Source organism: Acinetobacter sp. YH01009, assembly GCF_013420765.1.
Taxonomy (GTDB): domain Bacteria; phylum Pseudomonadota; class Gammaproteobacteria; order Pseudomonadales; family Moraxellaceae; genus Acinetobacter; species Acinetobacter amyesii.
The window spans coordinates 66394-84780 of the sequence record NZ_VOYE01000012.1 but is presented as its reverse complement, the minus strand read 5'-3'; the positions used below and the strand labels follow the sequence as shown (position 1 = coordinate 84780).

Sequence of the window (18387 nt, the reverse complement as noted above, 5' to 3'; positions counted from 1 at the left end):
GTGTTTGATGGGGGGAGTGCTATTCAGTGCGATGCCGACATTAGCAATGGCAAAGAATCCAGCAGATCCAAATAAAGTTTTACGTCATATTTTCCCTGTCGCAGAAACAGGTTTTGACCCAGTTGGCGTACATGATCTGTATTCTGCACATGTGAATACCTCAATCTTTGAAACCTTATATACCTATGACTATTTAGCATCACCAGCAAAGTTGGTTCCTAAAACGGCGGCTGCGATGCCAGAAATCAGTGCTGATGGTTTGACTTATACCATTCGCCTGCAAAGAGGCATTTATTTTGCGGATGATCCTGTATTTAAGGGCAAAAAAAGAGAATTAACCTCGGCTGATTATGCATATACCTTTAGACGTTTAGTCGATCCACAACTTCGTTCACCAAACAGTTGGCTACTTGATGGTCGTATTTTAGGGATGGAGAAGGTTTTAGAAAAGGCAAAAAAAACAGGTAAGTTTGATTATGATGCGCCCATTGAAGGCATACAAACCCCTGATCGGTATACCCTTGTCATTCGTTTAAATTCTCCAGATCAAAACTTTCCAATGTTATTGGCTCATCAACCTGCATCGGCCATGGCACGTGAAGTGGTCGAAAAATATCGAGACAAAGCGGGTTTTGTGATGGGTAAACCTGTGGGCACAGGGCCATATATTTTGACACGCTGGACACCTGGTTCACGAATTATTTTAAAGGCCAATCCAAACTATCGTGGCTTTGTCTGGGACTTTAAAGCATCAGATGCCAAAGATGAAAAGATTGTAAAAGCCATGCAAGGCAAAAAAATGCCGCAAATTGGCGTGATTGATATTCAGGTGATGGAAGAATCACAATCACGTTGGTTGACCTTTGCAAAAAATGAAGCGGATTTGTTGGTACTAGATGGAGATTTGTCGGTACAAGCCTTAAAAGATGGAGAGCTAAAGCCTGAGTTGGCTAAAAAAGGCATCCAAATGTCGCGGATTTCTGACCCCTCTATCGACTATCACTATTGGAATATGCAAAACCCTGTGGTTGGAGGTTTTAGTAAAGAAAAAATTGCATTACGTCGTGCAATGGCGATGGCTTATTCAGCAGATAATCAAATCAAAATTTTGATGAATGGTGATGCACAAAAATTACAAAGCCCAATTCCACTCGGCGTTGTCGGCTATGACCCGAATTATAAGTCGAGTATTCCATACTCAGTTAAAGCGGCAAATTTATTGCTCGATCGTTATAACTATAAAGTCGGCGCAGATGGTTGGCGTACTCAACCGAATGGTAAACCGCTTACGATTGAAATGACGATATCGGGCAATAGTAGCCGTAGTCAGCAGTTGGGCGAATTTTGGAAGAAAACTTTAGATAGTATCAAAATTAAAATGACAACAAAGTCGATGCCATTTGCAGAAGCTTTAAAAGCCGAAAAACAGTGTAAAACCATGTTTAAAGCATCTGCATGGATCGCAGACTATCCAGATGCAGACAATTTTATGCAATTGTTCTATGGCAAAAATATCAATGTCACCAACAACGGCTGTTCAAAAATTCCTGAATACGACCGTTTATATGAACAGACGCAGCGTATGAAACCGGGACCGGAGCGTGATGCAATCTATCGGAAAATGTCACGCATATTAGAAGTGTACATGCCTGTCCAAATTAATTATGCACGTTACCGTAGTGTGTTGTCGCAACCACGCGTGATTGGTTATAAAAAGCATCCAATTTTGGCAACAGAATGGATGTACATCGATATTGACCCGAAAAAATAAAATGGAACAAAACTGGAGAAATTATGAAAAATAAAGCTTTGAAACTCACCACCCTCAGTATGTTGATGATCGGCGCTAGCCAATTCGTTCAAGCCGAAGATTCAATACGGAGTACTTTGCCAAAGTTCCAAGCCAAAGAAATACCTGCGCTGTGTGATGCCAAAATTCAGCAAGTGAAAACAGATTTAGCGGCATTTGAGCAAAAAAAGATAAAAAATAATGCAAAAGCAGCACCTGTTTTGGCGGAGTGGGATCAAATTTTTGCCAAATTTGAAGATTTTTATGGACCAATCGGACTATATAGCAACGTCGATCCTGATGAGGTTTTACGTAAGGCTGCGGAAGATTGTGAAATTAAAATTATGGAGTTTCAAACTTCGGTTTATCAAAATCCAAAACTTTATGAGCAAATTAAAAAACTCAAAACCAATGACGAAATTGATAAAAAAATGCGTCAAGACATCTTGGATGGTTTTGAAAATACAGGGGTACAATTTACACCTGAAAAACGTGCTCGTTTGAAAGCTATCTTTGATGAATTAGCAAAAATTGAACAAGAATATGCGCGTAATGTACGAGATAATAAAGAAAAACTGGAGTTTACACCGGCGGAGTTGAAAGGCTTGCCAGACAGCTATATTTCGGGCTTAAAGAAAAATGAAAAGGGCAATTATTTGCTCGGTTTTGAATACCCAGAATACCGTCCATTTATGGAACTCGCAGAAAGCGATGATGCGCGTAAGCGTTACCAAACTGCATTCACGCGTCGTGGTACTGAGAAAAACTTAGTATTGTTAAAGCAAGCAATGGATTTACGTTATGAAATTGCGCAGCTCTTTGGCAAAAAAAGCTATGCCGAATGGGTGTTGCAACACCGTATGGCAAAAGACCCTGAAACAGTGAATAAGTTCTTAGCCGATGTTCATCAAACGGTGGCACCTTTAGAGAAAAAAGAAGTTGAGACTTTACGTGAGTTCAAAGCGAAAAGCCTGAAAATTCCACTCGAAAAAGCTGAAATCAATCGCTGGAGTGAGAGTTACTGGAGTGAAAAACTTCGCAAAGAAAAGTATCAAATCGATCAAGAAAAATTGCGTGACTATTTCCCAACCCAAGCATCTCAAGAATGGATTTTTGCCATTTCATCTGACCTTTATGGCATTGAATTTAAGCCTGCGAAAGTCGATGTTTGGCAGTCAGAAGTTGAATATTACGATGTAAAAGATAAAAAGACCGGTGAGTTGCTTGGTGGTTTATATATCGATAAATACCCACGTGAAGGGAAGTATGGTCATGCGGCTGTTTGGGGCGTAAAAGGTGGTAGTACCTTGACTAAGCGTAAACCAATTTCTGCTTTGGTGACTAATTTTAACCGTAAAGGTCTAAATAGTGATGAACTTGAAACCTTTGTTCATGAGTTTGGTCATGCTTTACACGGTATTTTGTCCAATACACGCTATGCATCCCAATCGGGGACTTCAGTAGAGCGCGACTTTGTAGAAGCACCTTCACAAATGTATGAAGAATGGGCGCGTCGTAAAGAAACTTTATCTACACTCGCAAATTACTGTAATCCAGCGTGTCCACCTGTAGATGATGCACTGATTAATAAATTAAAAGCAGTTCATAGCTATGGACGTGGTTTGCATTATGCACGTCAAGCCTTGTATGCAAAATATGATATGGCACTTCACTCATCAGATGCTTTGAGTGTTAAACCTTTAGATGTCTGGAAGAAAATGGAAGGCGAGACAGCTTTAGGCTATGTCCCAAGCACTGAATTCCCAGGACAATTCAACCATATCATGGGCGGTTACCAAGTTGGCTATTATGGCTATATGTGGTCTGAAGTGATGGCACTCGATATGTTGTCTGCTTTCGGAGATAACCTAAATAACCCTGAAGTGGGACAACGCTACCGTAAAACGATCTTGTCGCAAGGTGGTCAATATGAAGCAGAAAAATTGGTACATGATTTCTTAGGTCGTAAACCTGATAACAAAGCTTTCTTTGATGAAATTACTGGACAACGAGTGAAGTAAGGACAACTTTATGCTGGCATATATCATACGGCGTATATGGCAGATGATCCCAACGATGTTGGGGGTTGTTCTGCTCATATTCTTCTTATTTAATTGGGTAGGTGGGGACCCTGCTTATATTTTAGCAGGCAAAATGTCGAACCCAGAGCAAATTGAAAACATCCGTCAACAGTTGGGGGTTGATCAACCCTACTATGTCCAATTGTGGATCTTCATTAAGCAGATTTTAACTTTTGATTATGGAATGAGTTGGAGTACAGGTGAGTCGGTGTCAGATATTATTTTGACCCGTCTAGGACCATCACTGACGATTTTAATTCCTTTAACTATTTTGCAAACGATCATTTCAATTGGTTTGGCACTTGCTGTGGCTTCAGTTCGTGGCACATTAACCGATCGTATGATTATGATGCTTTGTACGATTGGTATGTCGATCAGTATTTTGGTTTATATTATTGTTTTTCAATATGTTTTTGCATATCAGTTGAGTTGGTTTCCGGTTCAAGGCTGGAGTGATCACTTTAGCGAAAACTTATTTAAATACGGTTTATTGCCTATCTTAATTATGTTGGTGGTAAGTATTGCGCCAACTTTGCGCTTATACCGCAGTTTTGTATTGGATGAAGTCAATCAAGACTATGTTCGAACTGCGCGCGCAAAAGGTGTGGGTGAAAGCCGTATTTTAGGTGTACATGTACTGCGTAACGCCTCAATTCCAATTATTACCGATGTCATGTCGAGTCTACCGGCACTGCTGATAGGCGCTTTCCTGATTGAACGATTCTTTGGTATTCCGGGTATTGGTCGTGAAGTCATTATTGCTGTTGAACGCAGTGACTTCCCTGTCATTAAGGCGATTACAGTCTACGTTGCAGCGGCTACAATGATTTTTAACTTAATCGCGGATTTGATTTATAAACTTGTCGATCCTCGCGTTCAGTTGAAGTAGGTGGCCTATGCTAGGAATATTCAATAAGACCAAAGCAACGGCATCAACACCTGCATCGACTGGCTTGTGGAAGTTGGCGATGCGACGCCTAAAGGCCGATAAATTAGCGATGGTGTCGTTGTTCGTTGTACTGTGCTATTTCGTGGTGTTGCTATTGTCGATGACAGGCGTGGTTGCATCCAATTGGAATAAAGAAGTGGCAGTTAGTTATGCACCTCCAAGTTTTATTGGGGCGGAACTCAATGAAACAGCCAAAACCAAAGCATCAGCAGAAGATATGGCATTGCCTGAAAATCCTGTTGATCCTTTAAAAGATGTAATTGCTGAACTGAATGCAGAGATTGCGACTGAGCAAGGTGGTGCCAATGCAATTGACTACTATGGCGTTGTCGATCCACTAGCAGAAGATATGAAGGCGATTGATCAGCAATTGGGTGGTCATTTGTTAGATCAACAAAGTGAGCTAAAACAAACTTTACCGTTTGGTGCGGATAAATGGGGGCAGGATGTCCTGCAAAAAACCATTAAAGGCGCTGAAACATCTATTATTGTTGGTGTGGTAGCTGCATTACTTGCTGTCGTGATCGGGACAATTTTAGGGGCAATTTCTGGCTACTTTGGTGGTTGGGTCGATGACATTTTAAATTGGTTCTATAACATTTTTACCTCGATTCCGTATTTGCTCTTGGTTCTTGCGATTGCTGCTGTACTACAACAAAAGGGGATCTTATCGATTGTCCTCATTCTAGGACTTACTGGGTGGACGGGGGTGTATCGTCTGATTCGTGCAGAGTATATGAAACATACTTCGCGTGAATATGTGCTCGCTGCCAAAGCGATAGGGGTGAGTCATTTCCGACGCATCTTTGTGCATATCTTTCCGAACGTCAGTCATATTGCATTGGTGCAAATCTCGATTTTAGTGGTGGCCTTTATTAAGTCAGAAGTGATTTTGAGCTTCTTGGGATTTGGTGTTCCTGTTGGGGTTGTGTCATGGGGTAGCATGCTTAATGAAGCACAAAGTGAATTGATTTTAGGTAAATGGTGGCAGCTTATCGCAGCATCTGTAGCAATGGCGGTTTTAGTTACGGCATTTTCGATGTTTACTGATGCACTGCGTGATGCATTAGATCCAAAATTGAAATAAGGAGGAGTAAAGGATGACGGAACAAAATCAAACTGTTAAACCAACGCTCCTCAGTGTTCAAAACCTGAAAGTGAGCTTTAAAGCCGAAGATAAAAGCTATATCGAAACGGTCAAAGGAATATCTTTTGACATTCCTGCCAATACAACTGTGGCGCTTGTGGGAGAATCTGGCAGTGGCAAGTCGGTGACTTCGTTGGCAACCATGGGGCTGTTACCACGTGATCAAAGCCGTATAGATGCAAGCAGTAAAATAGTTTTTGAAGGGCAGGATTTACTGAGTCTATCTCCAAGAGAAATGCGTAATATCTGTGGTAAAGATATTGCGATGATTTTTCAGGAACCGATGTCGTCACTCAATCCAGTCTTTACGGTGGGTGATCAAATTGCCGAAGTATTACGACTTCATCTAGGTATGGGACGTAAGCAGGCAAGAGCACGGACTTTGGAATTATTGAAGGAAGTGGGTATTCCTTCTCCTGAAACGAAAATTGATGCCTATCCTAGCCAAATGTCAGGTGGCCAACAACAGCGGGTCATGATTGCTATGGCGATTGCATGTGAGCCGAAGTTATTGATTGCCGATGAGCCAACCACGGCACTTGATGTGACGATTCAAAAGCAAATTTTAGATTTACTTGAAGCCTTGCAAAAGAAACGTGAGATGTCGATGCTATTCATTACGCATGATTTAGCATTGGTAAGCGAAATTGCCGATCAGGTGATTGTCATGCGTCATGGAGAAATCCGTGAACAAGGCTTGGTCAATGAAGTGCTGGATCATCCTAAAGATATCTACACTCGAGCTTTGCTTAAGTGTCGTCCACAGATGTCAGAGCGTCCTTATAAATTACCGATGATCAGTGATTTTATGCGTCAAAATGGTGATGAGCTGATTGAGGATGTGCATTTATCTGAGGAAACCCGTAGACAACGAACGCGTGGTCTTACGGGTAATGAACAGATTATTTTAGATGTCAAAGACTTAAAAAAATCGTTTTATAGTCGCAAGGGTTTATTTGGTAAGGATGAGTATCAGGCGGTCAAAGGTGTCTCGTTTCAACTGGCGAAAGGTAAAACGCTCGGGTTGGTTGGAGAATCTGGCTCAGGTAAAACTACAATCGGCCTTTTACTGATGCGTCTACAGGAAGCGACAGGTGGTCAGGCGCTGTTTGAAGGTCATGATATTTTGGCGATGAGCGAAAAAGAATTTACCCAATATCAGCGCAAAATACAGATCATTTTCCAAAACCCATATGCTTCACTTAATCCACGTTTTACTGTGGGTCAAATTCTGATGGAGCCGATGCAAGTGCATCAGATTGGGAAGGATGATGCAGAACGAGAGCAAATGGCGTTTGATTTACTTGAACGTGTCAGTTTGCCTGCACAAGCATTTTATCGCTATCCACATGAGTTTTCTGGTGGTCAGCGTCAACGTATTGCCATTGCACGATGCTTGACCTTAAAGCCAGAAATTTTGATCTGTGATGAGTCTGTCTCTGCATTAGATGTTTCGGTTCAAGCCCAAGTTCTGAATTTATTGCAAGACTTACAAGATGAGTTTGGTTTGAGCTATATCTTTATTTCACATGATTTATCTGTAGTGAAATATATTTCTGACCAAATCATGGTGATGAACCATGGTGATATCGTTGAAATTGCAAACTCGGATGAGTTGTATAGATCGCCGCAGCATGAATATACCAAGCGTTTGCTGAGTGCGATTCCACAAACCACTGAACAATTTGCTTAGTAATCATAAAAAAAACCGCTCAAATGAGCGGTTTTTTTATACTTAAGAAATTAAAATTTCTTAAAGCCTTTGTTGTTTCCGCTAAATGCGCGACTTGGCACAGAGTCATTACGACGCTCACGATTGCCAAAATTGTCGTTACGACGTTCACGGTTACCGAAGTTTTCACTGTTGCGATCATTACGGTTATTGTTGAACCCTTCGTTGCGACGCTCTGAACGGTTAAATCCATTGCCTTGGAAAACACCTTCAGTACGACCAGTACGACGTTCGCCACGGTTGTCTTGATAACCATTGCTTTGTTGTGGCTGGTTTTCGTCACTGTCACGACGTTGTTGGCGTAAGTAACCACCACGACGTGCTGCCATTGGTTTATCTTGCATACGTTCAGTACGACGTTTCGCCATACCAAACAGGCCAGTACCTTGACGTGGTTTAAGCTCAACGGACTTGGTTAAGTTGTCGATATCTTGTTTATCTAGCTCGATCCAGCGACCAGTACGTAGTTCGCGTGGCAGAATTACTGAACCATAACGTGTACGTAAAAGACGGCTCACTTTTAAGCCTTGAGATTCGAAAATACGACGAACTTCGCGGTTACGACCTTCTTTTACGACCACTTGATACCAACGGTTAATACCGTCACCACCAATTTCAGAGAATGACTCAAATTTTGCAGGGCCATCATCTAAAACAACGCCTTGTAACATGTTGTTTTTTAACTGAGGAGTGACTTCACCCATGACACGAACGGCATATTCACGTTCGATTTCGCTAGAAGGGTGCATTAAACGGTTCGCCAGTTCACCATCATTTGTGAACAGCAATAGACCTGTAGAGTTGATATCTAGACGACCTACCATTACCCAGCGATCACCGGTAATTTGAGGTAATTGTTCAAATACCGTTGGACGGTTTTCAGGGTCATTGCGTGAACAAATTTCGCCTTCTGGTTTATAGTAAATCAACACACGGCGACGAATTTCGTCTTCAATTTGGAACTGAACTTTACGACCATCGATGCGAAGCTCATCACCCGGTTCAATACGTTCACCCACTTGGGCAACTTGCCCATTTACGCTCACACGACCAGCGGCAATGACTTCTTCCATATAACGGCGAGAACCCAAACCAACGCGTGCGAGCACCTTTTGCAATTTTTCACTCATGACAGCATAACCTTAGAAATTATCATCAACAGTTCACCTATTTATGACTTCGGTGCATTCGCATCGAGGGCCATAAAAGCTTCCTTGGCATCCTGCAGGGGAGGCAATTGGCCCAAAGAGGTTAGACCAAAAGCATTTAAAAATTGAGGCGTTGTAACTAACAACGCGGGTCGTCCTGGGAGTTCACGAAAACCAGATTCTTTAATCCAGTTCCAGTCAAATAACGTACGTAAAATTTGACTATTGTTGGTCACCCCACGGATTTGCTCAATATCTGCGCGGGTTACCGGTTGATGGTAAGCAATGACAGAAAGAGTTTCGAGCAAGGATGGCGATAAACGAGTTGGTCGTTCAGGCCAGGTCTGTGCAATAATATTACGATATTTTGCACGTACTTGAAAACGGAAACCTTGAGCGGTTTCAACAAGTTCAATTGATCTGCCGTGTTGCAGCATTGAAAGTTGCTGCAAATATTGGCGTAATTCAGTTTTACTGAAACGGTCTTGGAAAGCCTCTTTTAAACGGGCAATACTCACTGCCGCTTCACTGGCAAAAATAATGGCTTCAAGCTGCATCAAAATTTCATGCAGATTATCTTCTGAAGTCACCGCAGTCATTTGTTTAAGTTCAGTGTTCATGCACGTGCTCCCTGAATTGCAAGCGGTGCTTCTACACCTGATGCGACAATTTGAACTTTTTGTTGGCGTGTCAGTTCCAATACGGCCATAAATGTCACGACAACACCCATGCGGCCTTGGCTTGGTTTGAGTAAGTCCGCAAAGTCTAATACTTCACCTGACTCAAGCTTAGTTTCAATATAAGCAATACGTTCTTCGAGTAAGACAGGCTCTTGCAAAATTTGGTGGGTAACTGGTTCTGGTCGATTAAAAACACAGAGTATGGCATCACGAAGTAATTGAATGTCATAGCCATCATTGGTTTCGACAATAGTTCCTAAACTGACATTGGTATCGAAAGTATCTCGATCCAATACCGACATTTGACCTAATCTTTCCGCAGCTTGTTTGATGCGCAAATAGGTTTCTAAACGGTCAATCAATTCTTGTTTAGGATCTTGTTCATGTGCTGCGGTCGATTTAGGTTTTGGCAATAATAGACGCGATTTTAAATCGGCCAATAGGGCTGCCATCACCATATAGTCTGCGGTTAATTCAATATCTAGAGATTTCATTGCATCCATATAGGACAAATATTGGGATGCAATCGGGGCAATATCGACTTGTAATAAGTCGAAGCCATTTTTTTGAATCAGGTAAATCAGAAAGTCGAGTGGTCCTTCGAAATGCTTTAATAGAATTTCAAATGCAGCGGGTGGAATGTACAAATCTTCTGGAATAGCTTCTTGCCACTCATCCAAAACACGAATGTGTGGAGCATCTTCCATAGAATTATGGACAGTTTGGTTCATTGCAATTATAGGCCACGCGAATTTTCAAAGGCATGCAGACAGCTTTCGCTTCGATCTCACATCGAAAGTAAAAGCACAAAAGTTATAGGGAATAGTGTAATGGAAAAATGCGTTTAAAGAAATTACTGAACGGTTGAATTGGGTAAAAAACTTAAAATTTATAGGGAATAGTCTTTATTTATACACATGTAAAATTTTAAAGCTGTGATATCGATCACATCTTGTGTTAATTGTAAAAAATACACTCATCAATCCATGAACTCATTTAAGCTGTGATATCTGGGTGATGGGCGTCCAGCATGAAATGAATTGAATGAAATGACTAAAAGAATATTAGCTATGCCACAACAATATAATCAATGGGGTCAGGCCGTAGGGATGACGTTGGAGCATTTTGAACCTTGCCAGTTCAGATGTAAAACCGAAGTGGGGCAATCTGTTCGGCTTATTCCGATGCTACCCGATCAGCTTGATGATAGTCTTTTACAGCGGCTATGGCAGACAGTACAACAAGAACCTGATGAACGCTGTTGGACGTATTTGCCTTATTCTCAAATTCAAAGCATGCAGCAATTGCGTGATTATTTTCAGCAATCCTTTCATTTTACCGGTTCGATGCATTATGTCATTGAGGTCGGTGATGCCATTGTAGGGTGGATTGGATTGCTCAATGTACGCCCAGCACATGCTGTCATCGAAATTGGCAATGTCTTTTTTTCAAGTTTAATGAAGCGATCAACCGCCGCAACAGAAACCATTTATCTATTGTTAAAAGCATGCTTTTCAGCGGGATATAGACGGGTGGAGTGGAAGTGTGATGACTTGAACACGCCTTCGAAAAACGCTGCTTTGCGTTTTGGCTTTCAATTTGAAGGGTTGTTTCGTCAACATGTGATTGTGAAAGGTCGTAACCGTGATACCGCTTGGTTTGCGATGTTAGATCAGGATTGGCCAATGTTGTCTCAAGCTTATGCAGCTTGGCTCAATACAAATAATTTTGATGAGCAAGGGCAACAAAAAATTCATTTAAAAGAATTTATGCAGCTTTATCGCGCTTGAGCAAAAGCCAACTATCAAGACTTTGAGCCTGTTAGTCATATCTTTTTTCAAGTGCAAATTCGATGATGTGCTGGCACTGCGCTTGCGAGCAGAGATTTTGACTTGATCGGTGTTTAAATAGTGATTTGACCGTTGATGCATGCAGAAAGTAAGAAAAAGCCTGCGGCTGTGTTGTCGCTGTTGGTAAAATTAAATTTTTATCTATTGCCCTTAGTTGAGCCGTGGATTCTAAAGTCCAAGGCTCAGTGGCATATATAGCAAAATGATTGAGACTGCTTTGCTCGGAGACACTGAGGTCTGTCGCATTTTGGAGCTTGAGTAAAATCTGAAATAAAGTCATCAGGTCGATTCCTTTATCGAAAGGTAATTTAACCGCGCTTTGAGCAGATGACCTTTACATGCTGTGCCTCTGATCGGATACAGCATGTATTTAACAGTACATGCTATTCAAAGGCACTGACATCACCGACACCACGGCGAATCACTTCAGGGTATTCACCTGCAAGGTTTACAACGCTAGTGGTATTTAAAGTACCTAAACCGCCATCAATTAATACATCTATTCGTTTGCCGATTTGCAGTTCAATTTCGTAAGGATCATCAATCGGTTCTTTTTGGCCAGGTAAAATTAAGGTCGATGTTAATAAAGGCTCACCGAGTTCTTTGAGTAATAATTGGCAAATCGGGTTGCTCGGAATGCGTAGTCCAATGGTTTTCTTTTTAGGATGCATTAAACGGCGAGGAACTTCACTGGTCGCAGGCAAAATAAAGGTAGTGACCGCAGGGGTGTTATTTTTCAATAAACGATACATGGCATTATCGACTTTGGCATAAGTGGCAATGTCAGATAAATCTGCACAAATAATCGCATATTGATGTTTAGCATCGAGCTGACGAATTTGGGCAATGCGTTCCATGGCATTTTTGTTCCCAATTTGGCAACCGATGGCATAGGCGGCATCTGTAGGGTAAACCACCACATCGCCGGCACGAATCCGTTCAACGGCTTGCGTAATTAAACGGGGCTGAGGATTTTCCGGATGTATTCTTAAATGCAACATGTCGTTTTCCTCTTATTATTAAAAGCTCTAGACATTATGTCGCGGTCTATTTGCTTTGTGCAATGTGAAATGCAGTCAAATTGTATAATTTAATCAAGCATTTCACGTTGAAATTCATTCGCCTGTAACATTTTGCCAGCACGTGTACAGTGGCAAATGCATTGGATAAAGCGCCAAGCATCGCGTGGAAGTTTGGCTTCGCCCTTAAAATAAGCCTGTAATTGTGCATAGACATTATCTTTAAAGCTACTGCCATCACCGCCTTCACCAGTAAGGTTATCAAGTGAGACACGAAATTTACGTCCAAAGGCTTTGGCAAATAACCATTCGATCGCTTGCGGCTTAATTTCTACCTGTTCAAAGAGGGCTTGTTGCTCTTTACTACGACCATCAGGTGCATACCAATAGCCTAAATCGGGAAGTAAACGACGTTGATCACCAGCAATAGTCCAATGACTAATTTCATGCAAGGCGCTATTGAAATAACCATGAGCAAATTGAATACGGGCAGGGCCGTTTGAATCAGCAGGAAAGTATTCGGGCTCAAAGTCACCTTTCACTAAGCTCACATTCAGGTGGGAAAACCAATGATTAAAGTGTAAGATGAGCCATTCGACGTGTTCTGTTTCTGTGGAAAGTTTCTCCCAAGCCGAGAGTTGCACTTGGTCGGTTGAAATGTCAGAATCAAGCGTTGAAATTGTGCTCATAAGTGATGAAACATTCACTTCTGTTTGCGGCTGCAACAGATGCATAACTTAAGTTACCCAAATGGTCTGTCTAAATAAGTACAAAATTGTATCTTAATCTTTGACAGAGTACTGATGAATTTGTAGAATTGCCGCCTTAATTATGTCAGCAAATACCTTTCCGGCACAGATTGAGCCGTTTAAATGGGCTGAACAGGGCTTTAAATGGTCAGGAACACTGCCATTATCTCGCTTTGTTCGTATTGCTCGTGAAGCTGTTGGATCAATTGATGATCAATTGATTAACATAGACTGTAAGCTATCAATGGATGCTTATCATCGCATTGTATGGCTAGATGGTCATGTTGAAACAAATGTTCCAATGGAATGCCAGCGTTGTCTGGATACTGTTGAGATTCCACTTGTTTTAAGTTTTCATCTAGCTCTTGTAGATGACGAGTCACTGATAGAGCGCTTGGATGAGGATGCTGATTTCATCGTTTTAGGTGAAAGTGAAGCAACAACCAAAGGTTCATATGATGCACCTGCGACTGCTGATTTACTCTCACTGATAGAGGATGAATTGTTATTGTTGATGCCTTTGTCACCTAAGCACGACGCTTGTGAACATAAGCATCAACCTGCCGCTGAAGAGCTTGTTGAAGAAAAGCGGGACAACCCGTTTGATGTTTTGGCAGGTTTGAAGGGTAAACTTAACTAATTTTTGTGTTATACTCTTGAGTATAAGACAATCGAATTTGTTCTGATCCATTTTTTCGATCTTTGTAAGGAGCCATCATGGCCGTTCAGCAAAACCGTAAAAGTCGCTCTCGCCGTGACATGCGCCGTTCACATGACGCTTTAACCGAGAATGCATTAACTGTAGACCAAGCTACTGGCGAGACTCACCGTCGTCACCACGTATCTAAAGATGGTATCTACCGTGGTCGTCAATTATTCGCTAAAGCATCTGCTGAATAATTGGTGATGTATTAAGCGTCAAGCTTAGTAGAAAAAATGGGAGCGTTAAGCTCCCTTTTTTTGTACCGATTTTTTGTTGCATTTGGCAATTACCAAGACAAAAATTAAGTGTTAAATTTCCGTCCCTGAAACAAGCTTACATGGGATTGTGTTGAATAAATGTCCAAATAGCATAAATTCACCAGTCTTGATAAAGGATTTTTTTATGTCTGCTAAACAACTCGAGCAAGCAGCTCAAGCTACTAAAACTGCATTCGTGTTCCCAGGTCAAGGGTCACAGAAAGTCGGCATGCTCGCTGAACTTGCAGAACAGTTTAGTAGTGTGCAAGCAACATTTGCAGAAGCATCAGAAGCAGTTGGCTTTGATCTTTGGCAGATTGCGCAAAGTGGTGAAGGGTTAAACCAAACAGAATTTACTCAACCTGTACTACTGACGGCCAGTATTGCTTTATGGCGTGTGTGGTTGGAGTTAGGTGGTGTTGCACCGAAATACCTTGCAGGTCACTCATTAGGTGAATACAGCGCCTTGGTTGCTGCAGGTGCGATGAGCCTAGGTGATGCCGTTAAACTGGTGAACCTACGTGGTCAGTTAATGCAAAGTGCTGTACCTGAAGGTCAAGGTGCAATGGCGGCAATTTTGGGTCTAGATGATGCCAAAGTCATTGAACTTTGTGCTCAAGCAGAAGGCCCAGGTTCAGTAGATGCTGCAAACTACAATGCACAAGGTCAAGTTGTCATTGCTGGCGATAAAGCCATGGTTGAAGCGGTTATGGCTGCTGCTAAAGAAAATGGCGGTAAGGCAATCGCACTTCCGGTTTCTGTGCCATCGCATTGTGCATTGATGAAACCTGCTGCTGAACAGTTTGCGACAGCATTGGAACAAACTGCCATTGAGCTGCCTACTATACCTGTAATACAAAATGTAGGCGCTGAAATCGCGACTGATGTAGCGCAATTACGTCAGGCGTTAACTGCACAGTTATACCAATCTGTACAGTGGACAAAGACCATGCAGTATTTGCAAGACCAAGGTATTCAGTACATTGCTGAATGTGGTCCGGGTAATGTCCTTGCGAATCTCGCAAAACGTTTGCCAAATATTGAAAAAGCATTCCCACTCGACACGAAAGGTCGTATGGAAGATGCACTGAATGCCATTTTAGTGGCAGAAGGGAAAATTGCATGACACAAGAACGCAAAGTTGCTTTAGTAACAGGTGCGAGCCGAGGGATTGGAGCAGCCATCGCTCAGCAATTGATTCAAGACGGTTATTTTGTTGTAGGTACTGCAACTTCAGAAGCGGGTGCGGAAAAATTATCTGCTGCTTTTGCTGAAAATGGTGCGGGTAAAGTTCTAGATGTACGTGATGCAACTGCAATTGATGCATTGGTATCAGACATTGAGCAAAACTTTGGTTCTGTATTGGTTTTAGTGAACAATGCGGGTATTACCAAAGATAATTTGTTACTTCGTATGTCAGAAGATGATTGGGATGACATTCTCAACATTCATTTGAAAGCCGTTTATCGACTTTCTAAACGTGTTTTAAAGGGCATGACCAAAGCACGTTTTGGCCGAATTATTAATATTAGTTCTGTGGTTGCACATTTTGCTAACCCAGGACAAGCAAACTATTCTGCTGCAAAAGCAGGGATTGAGGCCTTTGGTCGCAGCCTTGCAAAAGAGATGGGAAGCCGCCAAATCACTGTAAATGCAGTGGCTCCGGGCTTTATTGCAACAGAAATGACAGAACAGTTAAGCGAAGAAATTCGTAAAAAGATGAGTGATCAAGTGGCTTTAAACCGTTTAGGTGAGCCGCAAGATATCGCAAATGCCGTAAGTTTTCTTGCTTCTGAAAAGGCAAGTTACATTACCGGAACTGTATTACATGTAAATGGTGGTTTATACATGAGCTAAGCGCTCAAGTATAAACTTTCAAAACGATTTAGATTCAATTAAACTAACGGCATTAAAAACGCCACAAGCAATGAGGAGAATTCCTGTGAGCGATATCGAACAACGCGTAAAACAAGCAGTAGCTGAACAACTTGGTCTTAAAGCAGACGAGATCAAAAACGAAGCTTCTTTCATGGATGACTTAGGTGCAGACTCTCTAGACCTAGTTGAATTAGTTATGTCTTTCGAAAACGATTTCGACATCACTATTCCTGATGAAGATTCAAACGAAATCACTACTGTACAATCTGCAATTGACTATGTTTCTAAGAAACTAGGTTAATTTTAGATTTCAGCGATGCTGATTTAAAAAGCCACCATTCGGTGGCTTTTTTTATGCTGAATATTTTGTTTTTACATTAGCTTACGTTTCTGTCACCAACAACAACTCAAAAGCGGTTATTTTTTAGCTATAAAAATAGAGTTTGAACAATAGTTAAATTATTTAAAACAGTAAAAACAACGGAGAAAAACATGGGTCTTTTTGATTTTGTAAAAGGAATTGGTAAAAAAAATACAGCGCCTGCAGAACCTCAGGCAGCGCCAGCAACACCTTCTGAACCATCTGCACAAGAAATTGCCAATAAGTTATTGGGTCATATCAAAGCACTGGGCTTACCTGTAACTGGCTTGTCTGTGAGTTATAACGGGACTTCAGATCTAGCAACAGTGAAAGGTCAGGTGCAAAGCCAAGCAGATCGTGAAAAGATTATCTTGGCGGTAGGGAATATTGATCATGTGGCGCAAGTGGATGATCAGTTGACTGTAGCAACGCCAGAACCAGAAAGTAAATTTTATACAGTTAAATCAGGCGATAATCTTTCTAAGATTTCTAAAGAATTTTATGGTGATGCAAATCAATACAATAAAATTTTTGAAGCAAACCGTCCTTTGCTAAAAAATGCCGATGACATTTTCCCAGGTCAGGTGCTTCGTATTCCTGCATAAATATTTGTGTTTAAAGTAAAAAAAGCCATCTTGTGATGGCTTTTTTTTGTATGCGTGAATGGTGAAGTTGAATATAATGCGGCTGAAATAATTCAAAATAAGAAATCAATGAAACAAAAAATCATCTTTATTTTCTTGCTGTTGCTTGCAGTTGTTGTGTGTTTTTGTCTTTGGTTGCGGTGGGATGAGCGTATTGATCCTCGGGTGCTCAAGTGGCAGCAGTCTGAAATTTCTTATCATTCAAATTACACACAAGAGCCGTATTTTAACTTGCTTGGGCTGAATGCCGCAGATCGGTTTTCGGCATTGAATGTTGGGCGCTATCGTTATCATCAAGATTGGGCATTTAGTTTGTTGGGGCAAGAGCATCAGAATGTATTGGGCCAGCCATTGAATGCGAAGCTAACACGTGAAAAGTGGTCAGAAGAACAGATGAATTTAGTTGCGGAGTTTCAGCAATTGCTGGTCGATGATCCTAAGGCAGCTAGCGCATTTGTTGTTGAGCATCATCAGGTGCTCGGTGCGCTGATACAGCAAGAAAAGGTGCCGTTGCAGCGCTTTAACACATGGTTGCAGCATGCAGACCAATACCGCAGTTTAAGTATGCCGAGCAATTCCGCATATCCAGACTTTAAGTATTTAAATCAGTTGGCGATCCTTTATCAGATCAATATTGCGTTAAATAAAGAGGATAAGCTGGATGCATATATGGCTGAATATCAAAGATTGCAGCAGATGCTTGAGCGCCCGATCTCATTGGTTGAAAGGATGCTGATTCAAAGCTGGCTGGCACGTTATGTTCGAATTATACGTAATGAGCAATTAAAGACTGGACAAGTTGTTTATTTAGAGCCTTTAAGTGCCAGTCAGTTAAGTTTGCGCTCAGCAGCGCAATTGGAAGCCTATGGCGTATATGCGGTGTTGAAGCAGGTGCAGCAATTATCGGACTGGAATACCTCGTTGATGTATTGGTTGTATTTGCCAAATCAAACTGCAAATCAATTGTTTAAGCAATATGAAGAGGCGGCACAGCTATCTGAGCTTTCTTATGATTCGTTTAGGATGCAGGCTGGTCAAAAACAGGGACAGTATTCATCTTGGCATATCAAAAACTATTTGGGCAATACTTTGTCCAATATAGAGTGGGTGCCTTGGGAGCGCTATGTACTTGCGGGGCACATTTTGAATGATCGAATTATGATTTTTAATTTGTTGAATCAGGGTGCGACTGATTTAATGCAGTTGAATCAAAATAGCCACGGTCGACGTTTCTTTAAGAAAGAGGGGGTGTTGTGTGCTGAAGTGCCGTATCCGCGTGAGCAATTTAGAGCACACAATTGGAATATTTTAGATAGCTGTGTGCAGTTGTAGTTTTTGTATATAAACATTTTGATATAGAAATAAAAAAGCCCCAATGAGTAGGGGCTTTTTTTACAGTC

The 18387-nt window shown here is 41.5% G+C and carries 19 protein-coding genes; 13 read left to right on the top strand and 6 right to left on the bottom strand.

The window, feature by feature from the left end:
• Nucleotides 1-7: 7 nt before the first annotated feature.
• The 5 genes from FTT76_RS12085 to FTT76_RS12065 are packed head-to-tail and all read left to right on the top strand — an operon-like array spanning nt 8 to nt 7659.
• A complete protein-coding gene (locus FTT76_RS12085; RefSeq protein ID WP_373685390.1) occupies nt 8-1771 on the top strand; it encodes an ABC transporter substrate-binding protein in 1764 nt (587 codons plus the stop codon).
• A 23-nt stretch (nt 1772-1794) separates the two neighbouring features.
• A complete protein-coding gene (locus tag FTT76_RS12080) occupies nt 1795-3810 on the top strand; it encodes a M3 family metallopeptidase (protein ID WP_180022668.1) in 2016 nt (671 codons plus the stop codon).
• 10 nt (nt 3811-3820) lie between these two features.
• Nucleotides 3821-4759 carry an ABC transporter permease gene (locus FTT76_RS12075; RefSeq protein ID WP_078190067.1) on the top strand — a complete coding sequence of 313 codons (939 nt, stop codon included), beginning with the start codon at nt 3821-3823 and terminating at the stop codon, nt 4757-4759.
• Nucleotides 4760-4766: 7 nt separating this feature from the next.
• Entirely contained in the window at nt 4767-5906 is a 1140-nt protein-coding gene (locus tag FTT76_RS12070) for an ABC transporter permease (protein WP_078190066.1), read from the top strand.
• Nucleotides 5907-5919: 13 nt separating this feature from the next.
• Entirely contained in the window at nt 5920-7659 is a 1740-nt protein-coding gene (locus FTT76_RS12065; protein ID WP_180190549.1) for an ABC transporter ATP-binding protein, read from the top strand.
• Between the two features lie 50 nt (nt 7660-7709).
• Here the strand turns inward: FTT76_RS12065 and rluB are convergent, their stop codons facing one another.
• The 3 genes from rluB to FTT76_RS12050 are packed head-to-tail and all read right to left on the bottom strand — an operon-like array spanning nt 7710 to nt 10257.
• The gene (gene rluB, locus FTT76_RS12060) at nt 7710-8828 is read right to left on the bottom strand and encodes a 23S rRNA pseudouridine(2605) synthase RluB (protein WP_180005438.1); all 1119 of its coding nucleotides are present in this window, start codon (nt 8826-8828) and stop codon (nt 7710-7712) included.
• Nucleotides 8829-8869: 41 nt separating this feature from the next.
• Nucleotides 8870-9466 (bottom strand): SMC-Scp complex subunit ScpB, encoded by a 597-nt coding sequence (scpB, locus tag FTT76_RS12055; protein ID WP_168379583.1) that lies wholly within the window; start codon nt 9464-9466, stop codon nt 8870-8872.
• A complete protein-coding gene (locus FTT76_RS12050; protein WP_180190548.1) occupies nt 9463-10257 on the bottom strand; it encodes a ScpA family protein in 795 nt (264 codons plus the stop codon). Before FTT76_RS12050 ends, scpB begins: the two co-directional genes overlap by 4 nt.
• 339 nt (nt 10258-10596) lie before the next feature.
• Here FTT76_RS12050 and FTT76_RS12045 point away from each other — a divergent pair, with 339 nt between their 5' ends.
• Nucleotides 10597-11316 carry a GNAT family N-acetyltransferase gene (locus FTT76_RS12045; RefSeq protein WP_180065378.1) on the top strand — a complete coding sequence of 240 codons (720 nt, stop codon included), beginning with the start codon at nt 10597-10599 and terminating at the stop codon, nt 11314-11316.
• A gap of 31 nt (nt 11317-11347) precedes the next feature.
• Here FTT76_RS12045 and FTT76_RS12040 read toward each other — a convergent pair whose 3' ends face one another.
• The 3 genes from FTT76_RS12040 to FTT76_RS12030 form a co-directional block, all read right to left on the bottom strand.
• Nucleotides 11348-11656 (bottom strand): hypothetical protein, encoded by a 309-nt coding sequence (locus tag FTT76_RS12040; protein ID WP_180011971.1) that lies wholly within the window; start codon nt 11654-11656, stop codon nt 11348-11350.
• 103 nt (nt 11657-11759) lie between these two features.
• On the bottom strand, nt 11760-12377 hold the full coding sequence (locus FTT76_RS12035; RefSeq protein WP_078190059.1) for an L-threonylcarbamoyladenylate synthase: 618 nt from the start codon (nt 12375-12377) through the stop codon (nt 11760-11762).
• A gap of 89 nt (nt 12378-12466) precedes the next feature.
• Nucleotides 12467-13129 carry an elongation factor P hydroxylase gene (locus FTT76_RS12030; RefSeq protein WP_180011969.1) on the bottom strand — a complete coding sequence of 221 codons (663 nt, stop codon included), beginning with the start codon at nt 13127-13129 and terminating at the stop codon, nt 12467-12469.
• A gap of 97 nt (nt 13130-13226) precedes the next feature.
• Between FTT76_RS12030 and FTT76_RS12025 the strand changes: the two genes are divergently transcribed.
• From FTT76_RS12025 to FTT76_RS11995, 7 genes are all read left to right on the top strand, one after another.
• A complete protein-coding gene (locus FTT76_RS12025) occupies nt 13227-13784 on the top strand; it encodes a DUF177 domain-containing protein (protein ID WP_078190057.1) in 558 nt (185 codons plus the stop codon).
• A gap of 77 nt (nt 13785-13861) precedes the next feature.
• Nucleotides 13862-14044: a 50S ribosomal protein L32 gene (rpmF, locus tag FTT76_RS12020; RefSeq protein WP_004279227.1), complete on the top strand. Its 183-nt coding sequence runs from the start codon at nt 13862-13864 to the stop codon at nt 14042-14044.
• A gap of 205 nt (nt 14045-14249) precedes the next feature.
• Entirely contained in the window at nt 14250-15230 is a 981-nt protein-coding gene (fabD, locus tag FTT76_RS12015; RefSeq protein ID WP_168379587.1) for an ACP S-malonyltransferase, read from the top strand.
• Nucleotides 15227-15961 carry a 3-oxoacyl-ACP reductase FabG gene (gene fabG / locus FTT76_RS12010; RefSeq protein WP_078190055.1) on the top strand — a complete coding sequence of 245 codons (735 nt, stop codon included), beginning with the start codon at nt 15227-15229 and terminating at the stop codon, nt 15959-15961. Before fabD ends, fabG begins: the two co-directional genes overlap by 4 nt.
• 85 nt (nt 15962-16046) lie before the next feature.
• Complete coding sequence (gene acpP / locus FTT76_RS12005) at nt 16047-16283, top strand: acyl carrier protein (RefSeq protein ID WP_078190054.1); 237 nt, start codon at nt 16047-16049, stop codon at nt 16281-16283.
• Nucleotides 16284-16474: 191 nt separating this feature from the next.
• Nucleotides 16475-16948 (top strand): peptidoglycan-binding protein LysM, encoded by a 474-nt coding sequence (gene lysM / locus FTT76_RS12000; RefSeq protein ID WP_180008199.1) that lies wholly within the window; start codon nt 16475-16477, stop codon nt 16946-16948.
• Between the two features lie 108 nt (nt 16949-17056).
• Nucleotides 17057-18319, top strand: a complete 1263-nt coding sequence (locus FTT76_RS11995; protein WP_180190547.1) for a hypothetical protein — start codon at nt 17057-17059, stop codon at nt 18317-18319.
• Nucleotides 18320-18387: the final 68 nt, after the last annotated feature.

What these genes read in the sequence shown, in the direction of transcription:
- FTT76_RS12075 (WP_078190067.1), top strand. Translation starts at nt 3,821, where the DNA reads ATGCTGGCATATATCATACGGCGTATATGGCAGATGATCCCAACGATG.
- rluB (WP_180005438.1), bottom strand. Translation starts at nt 8,828, where the DNA reads ATGAGTGAAAAATTGCAAAAGGTGCTCGCACGCGTTGGTTTGGGTTCT.
- scpB (WP_168379583.1), bottom strand. Translation starts at nt 9,466, where the DNA reads ATGAACACTGAACTTAAACAAATGACTGCGGTGACTTCAGAAGATAAT.
- FTT76_RS12050 (WP_180190548.1), bottom strand. Translation starts at nt 10,257, where the DNA reads ATGAACCAAACTGTCCATAATTCTATGGAAGATGCTCCACACATTCGT.
- FTT76_RS12025 (WP_078190057.1), top strand. Translation starts at nt 13,227, where the DNA reads ATGTCAGCAAATACCTTTCCGGCACAGATTGAGCCGTTTAAATGGGCT.
- FTT76_RS12035 (WP_078190059.1), bottom strand. Translation starts at nt 12,377, where the DNA reads ATGTTGCATTTAAGAATACATCCGGAAAATCCTCAGCCCCGTTTAATT.
- FTT76_RS12080 (WP_180022668.1), top strand. Translation starts at nt 1,795, where the DNA reads ATGAAAAATAAAGCTTTGAAACTCACCACCCTCAGTATGTTGATGATC.
- lysM (WP_180008199.1), top strand. Translation starts at nt 16,475, where the DNA reads ATGGGTCTTTTTGATTTTGTAAAAGGAATTGGTAAAAAAAATACAGCG.
- FTT76_RS12065 (WP_180190549.1), top strand. Translation starts at nt 5,920, where the DNA reads ATGACGGAACAAAATCAAACTGTTAAACCAACGCTCCTCAGTGTTCAA.
- FTT76_RS12045 (WP_180065378.1), top strand. Translation starts at nt 10,597, where the DNA reads ATGCCACAACAATATAATCAATGGGGTCAGGCCGTAGGGATGACGTTG.
- rpmF (WP_004279227.1), top strand. Translation starts at nt 13,862, where the DNA reads ATGGCCGTTCAGCAAAACCGTAAAAGTCGCTCTCGCCGTGACATGCGC.
- FTT76_RS12070 (WP_078190066.1), top strand. Translation starts at nt 4,767, where the DNA reads ATGCTAGGAATATTCAATAAGACCAAAGCAACGGCATCAACACCTGCA.
- FTT76_RS12040 (WP_180011971.1), bottom strand. Translation starts at nt 11,656, where the DNA reads ATGACTTTATTTCAGATTTTACTCAAGCTCCAAAATGCGACAGACCTC.
- FTT76_RS12030 (WP_180011969.1), bottom strand. Translation starts at nt 13,129, where the DNA reads ATGCATCTGTTGCAGCCGCAAACAGAAGTGAATGTTTCATCACTTATG.
- fabG (WP_078190055.1), top strand. Translation starts at nt 15,227, where the DNA reads ATGACACAAGAACGCAAAGTTGCTTTAGTAACAGGTGCGAGCCGAGGG.
- FTT76_RS11995 (WP_180190547.1), top strand. Translation starts at nt 17,057, where the DNA reads ATGAAACAAAAAATCATCTTTATTTTCTTGCTGTTGCTTGCAGTTGTT.
- fabD (WP_168379587.1), top strand. Translation starts at nt 14,250, where the DNA reads ATGTCTGCTAAACAACTCGAGCAAGCAGCTCAAGCTACTAAAACTGCA.
- FTT76_RS12085 (WP_373685390.1), top strand. Translation starts at nt 8, where the DNA reads ATGGGGGGAGTGCTATTCAGTGCGATGCCGACATTAGCAATGGCAAAG.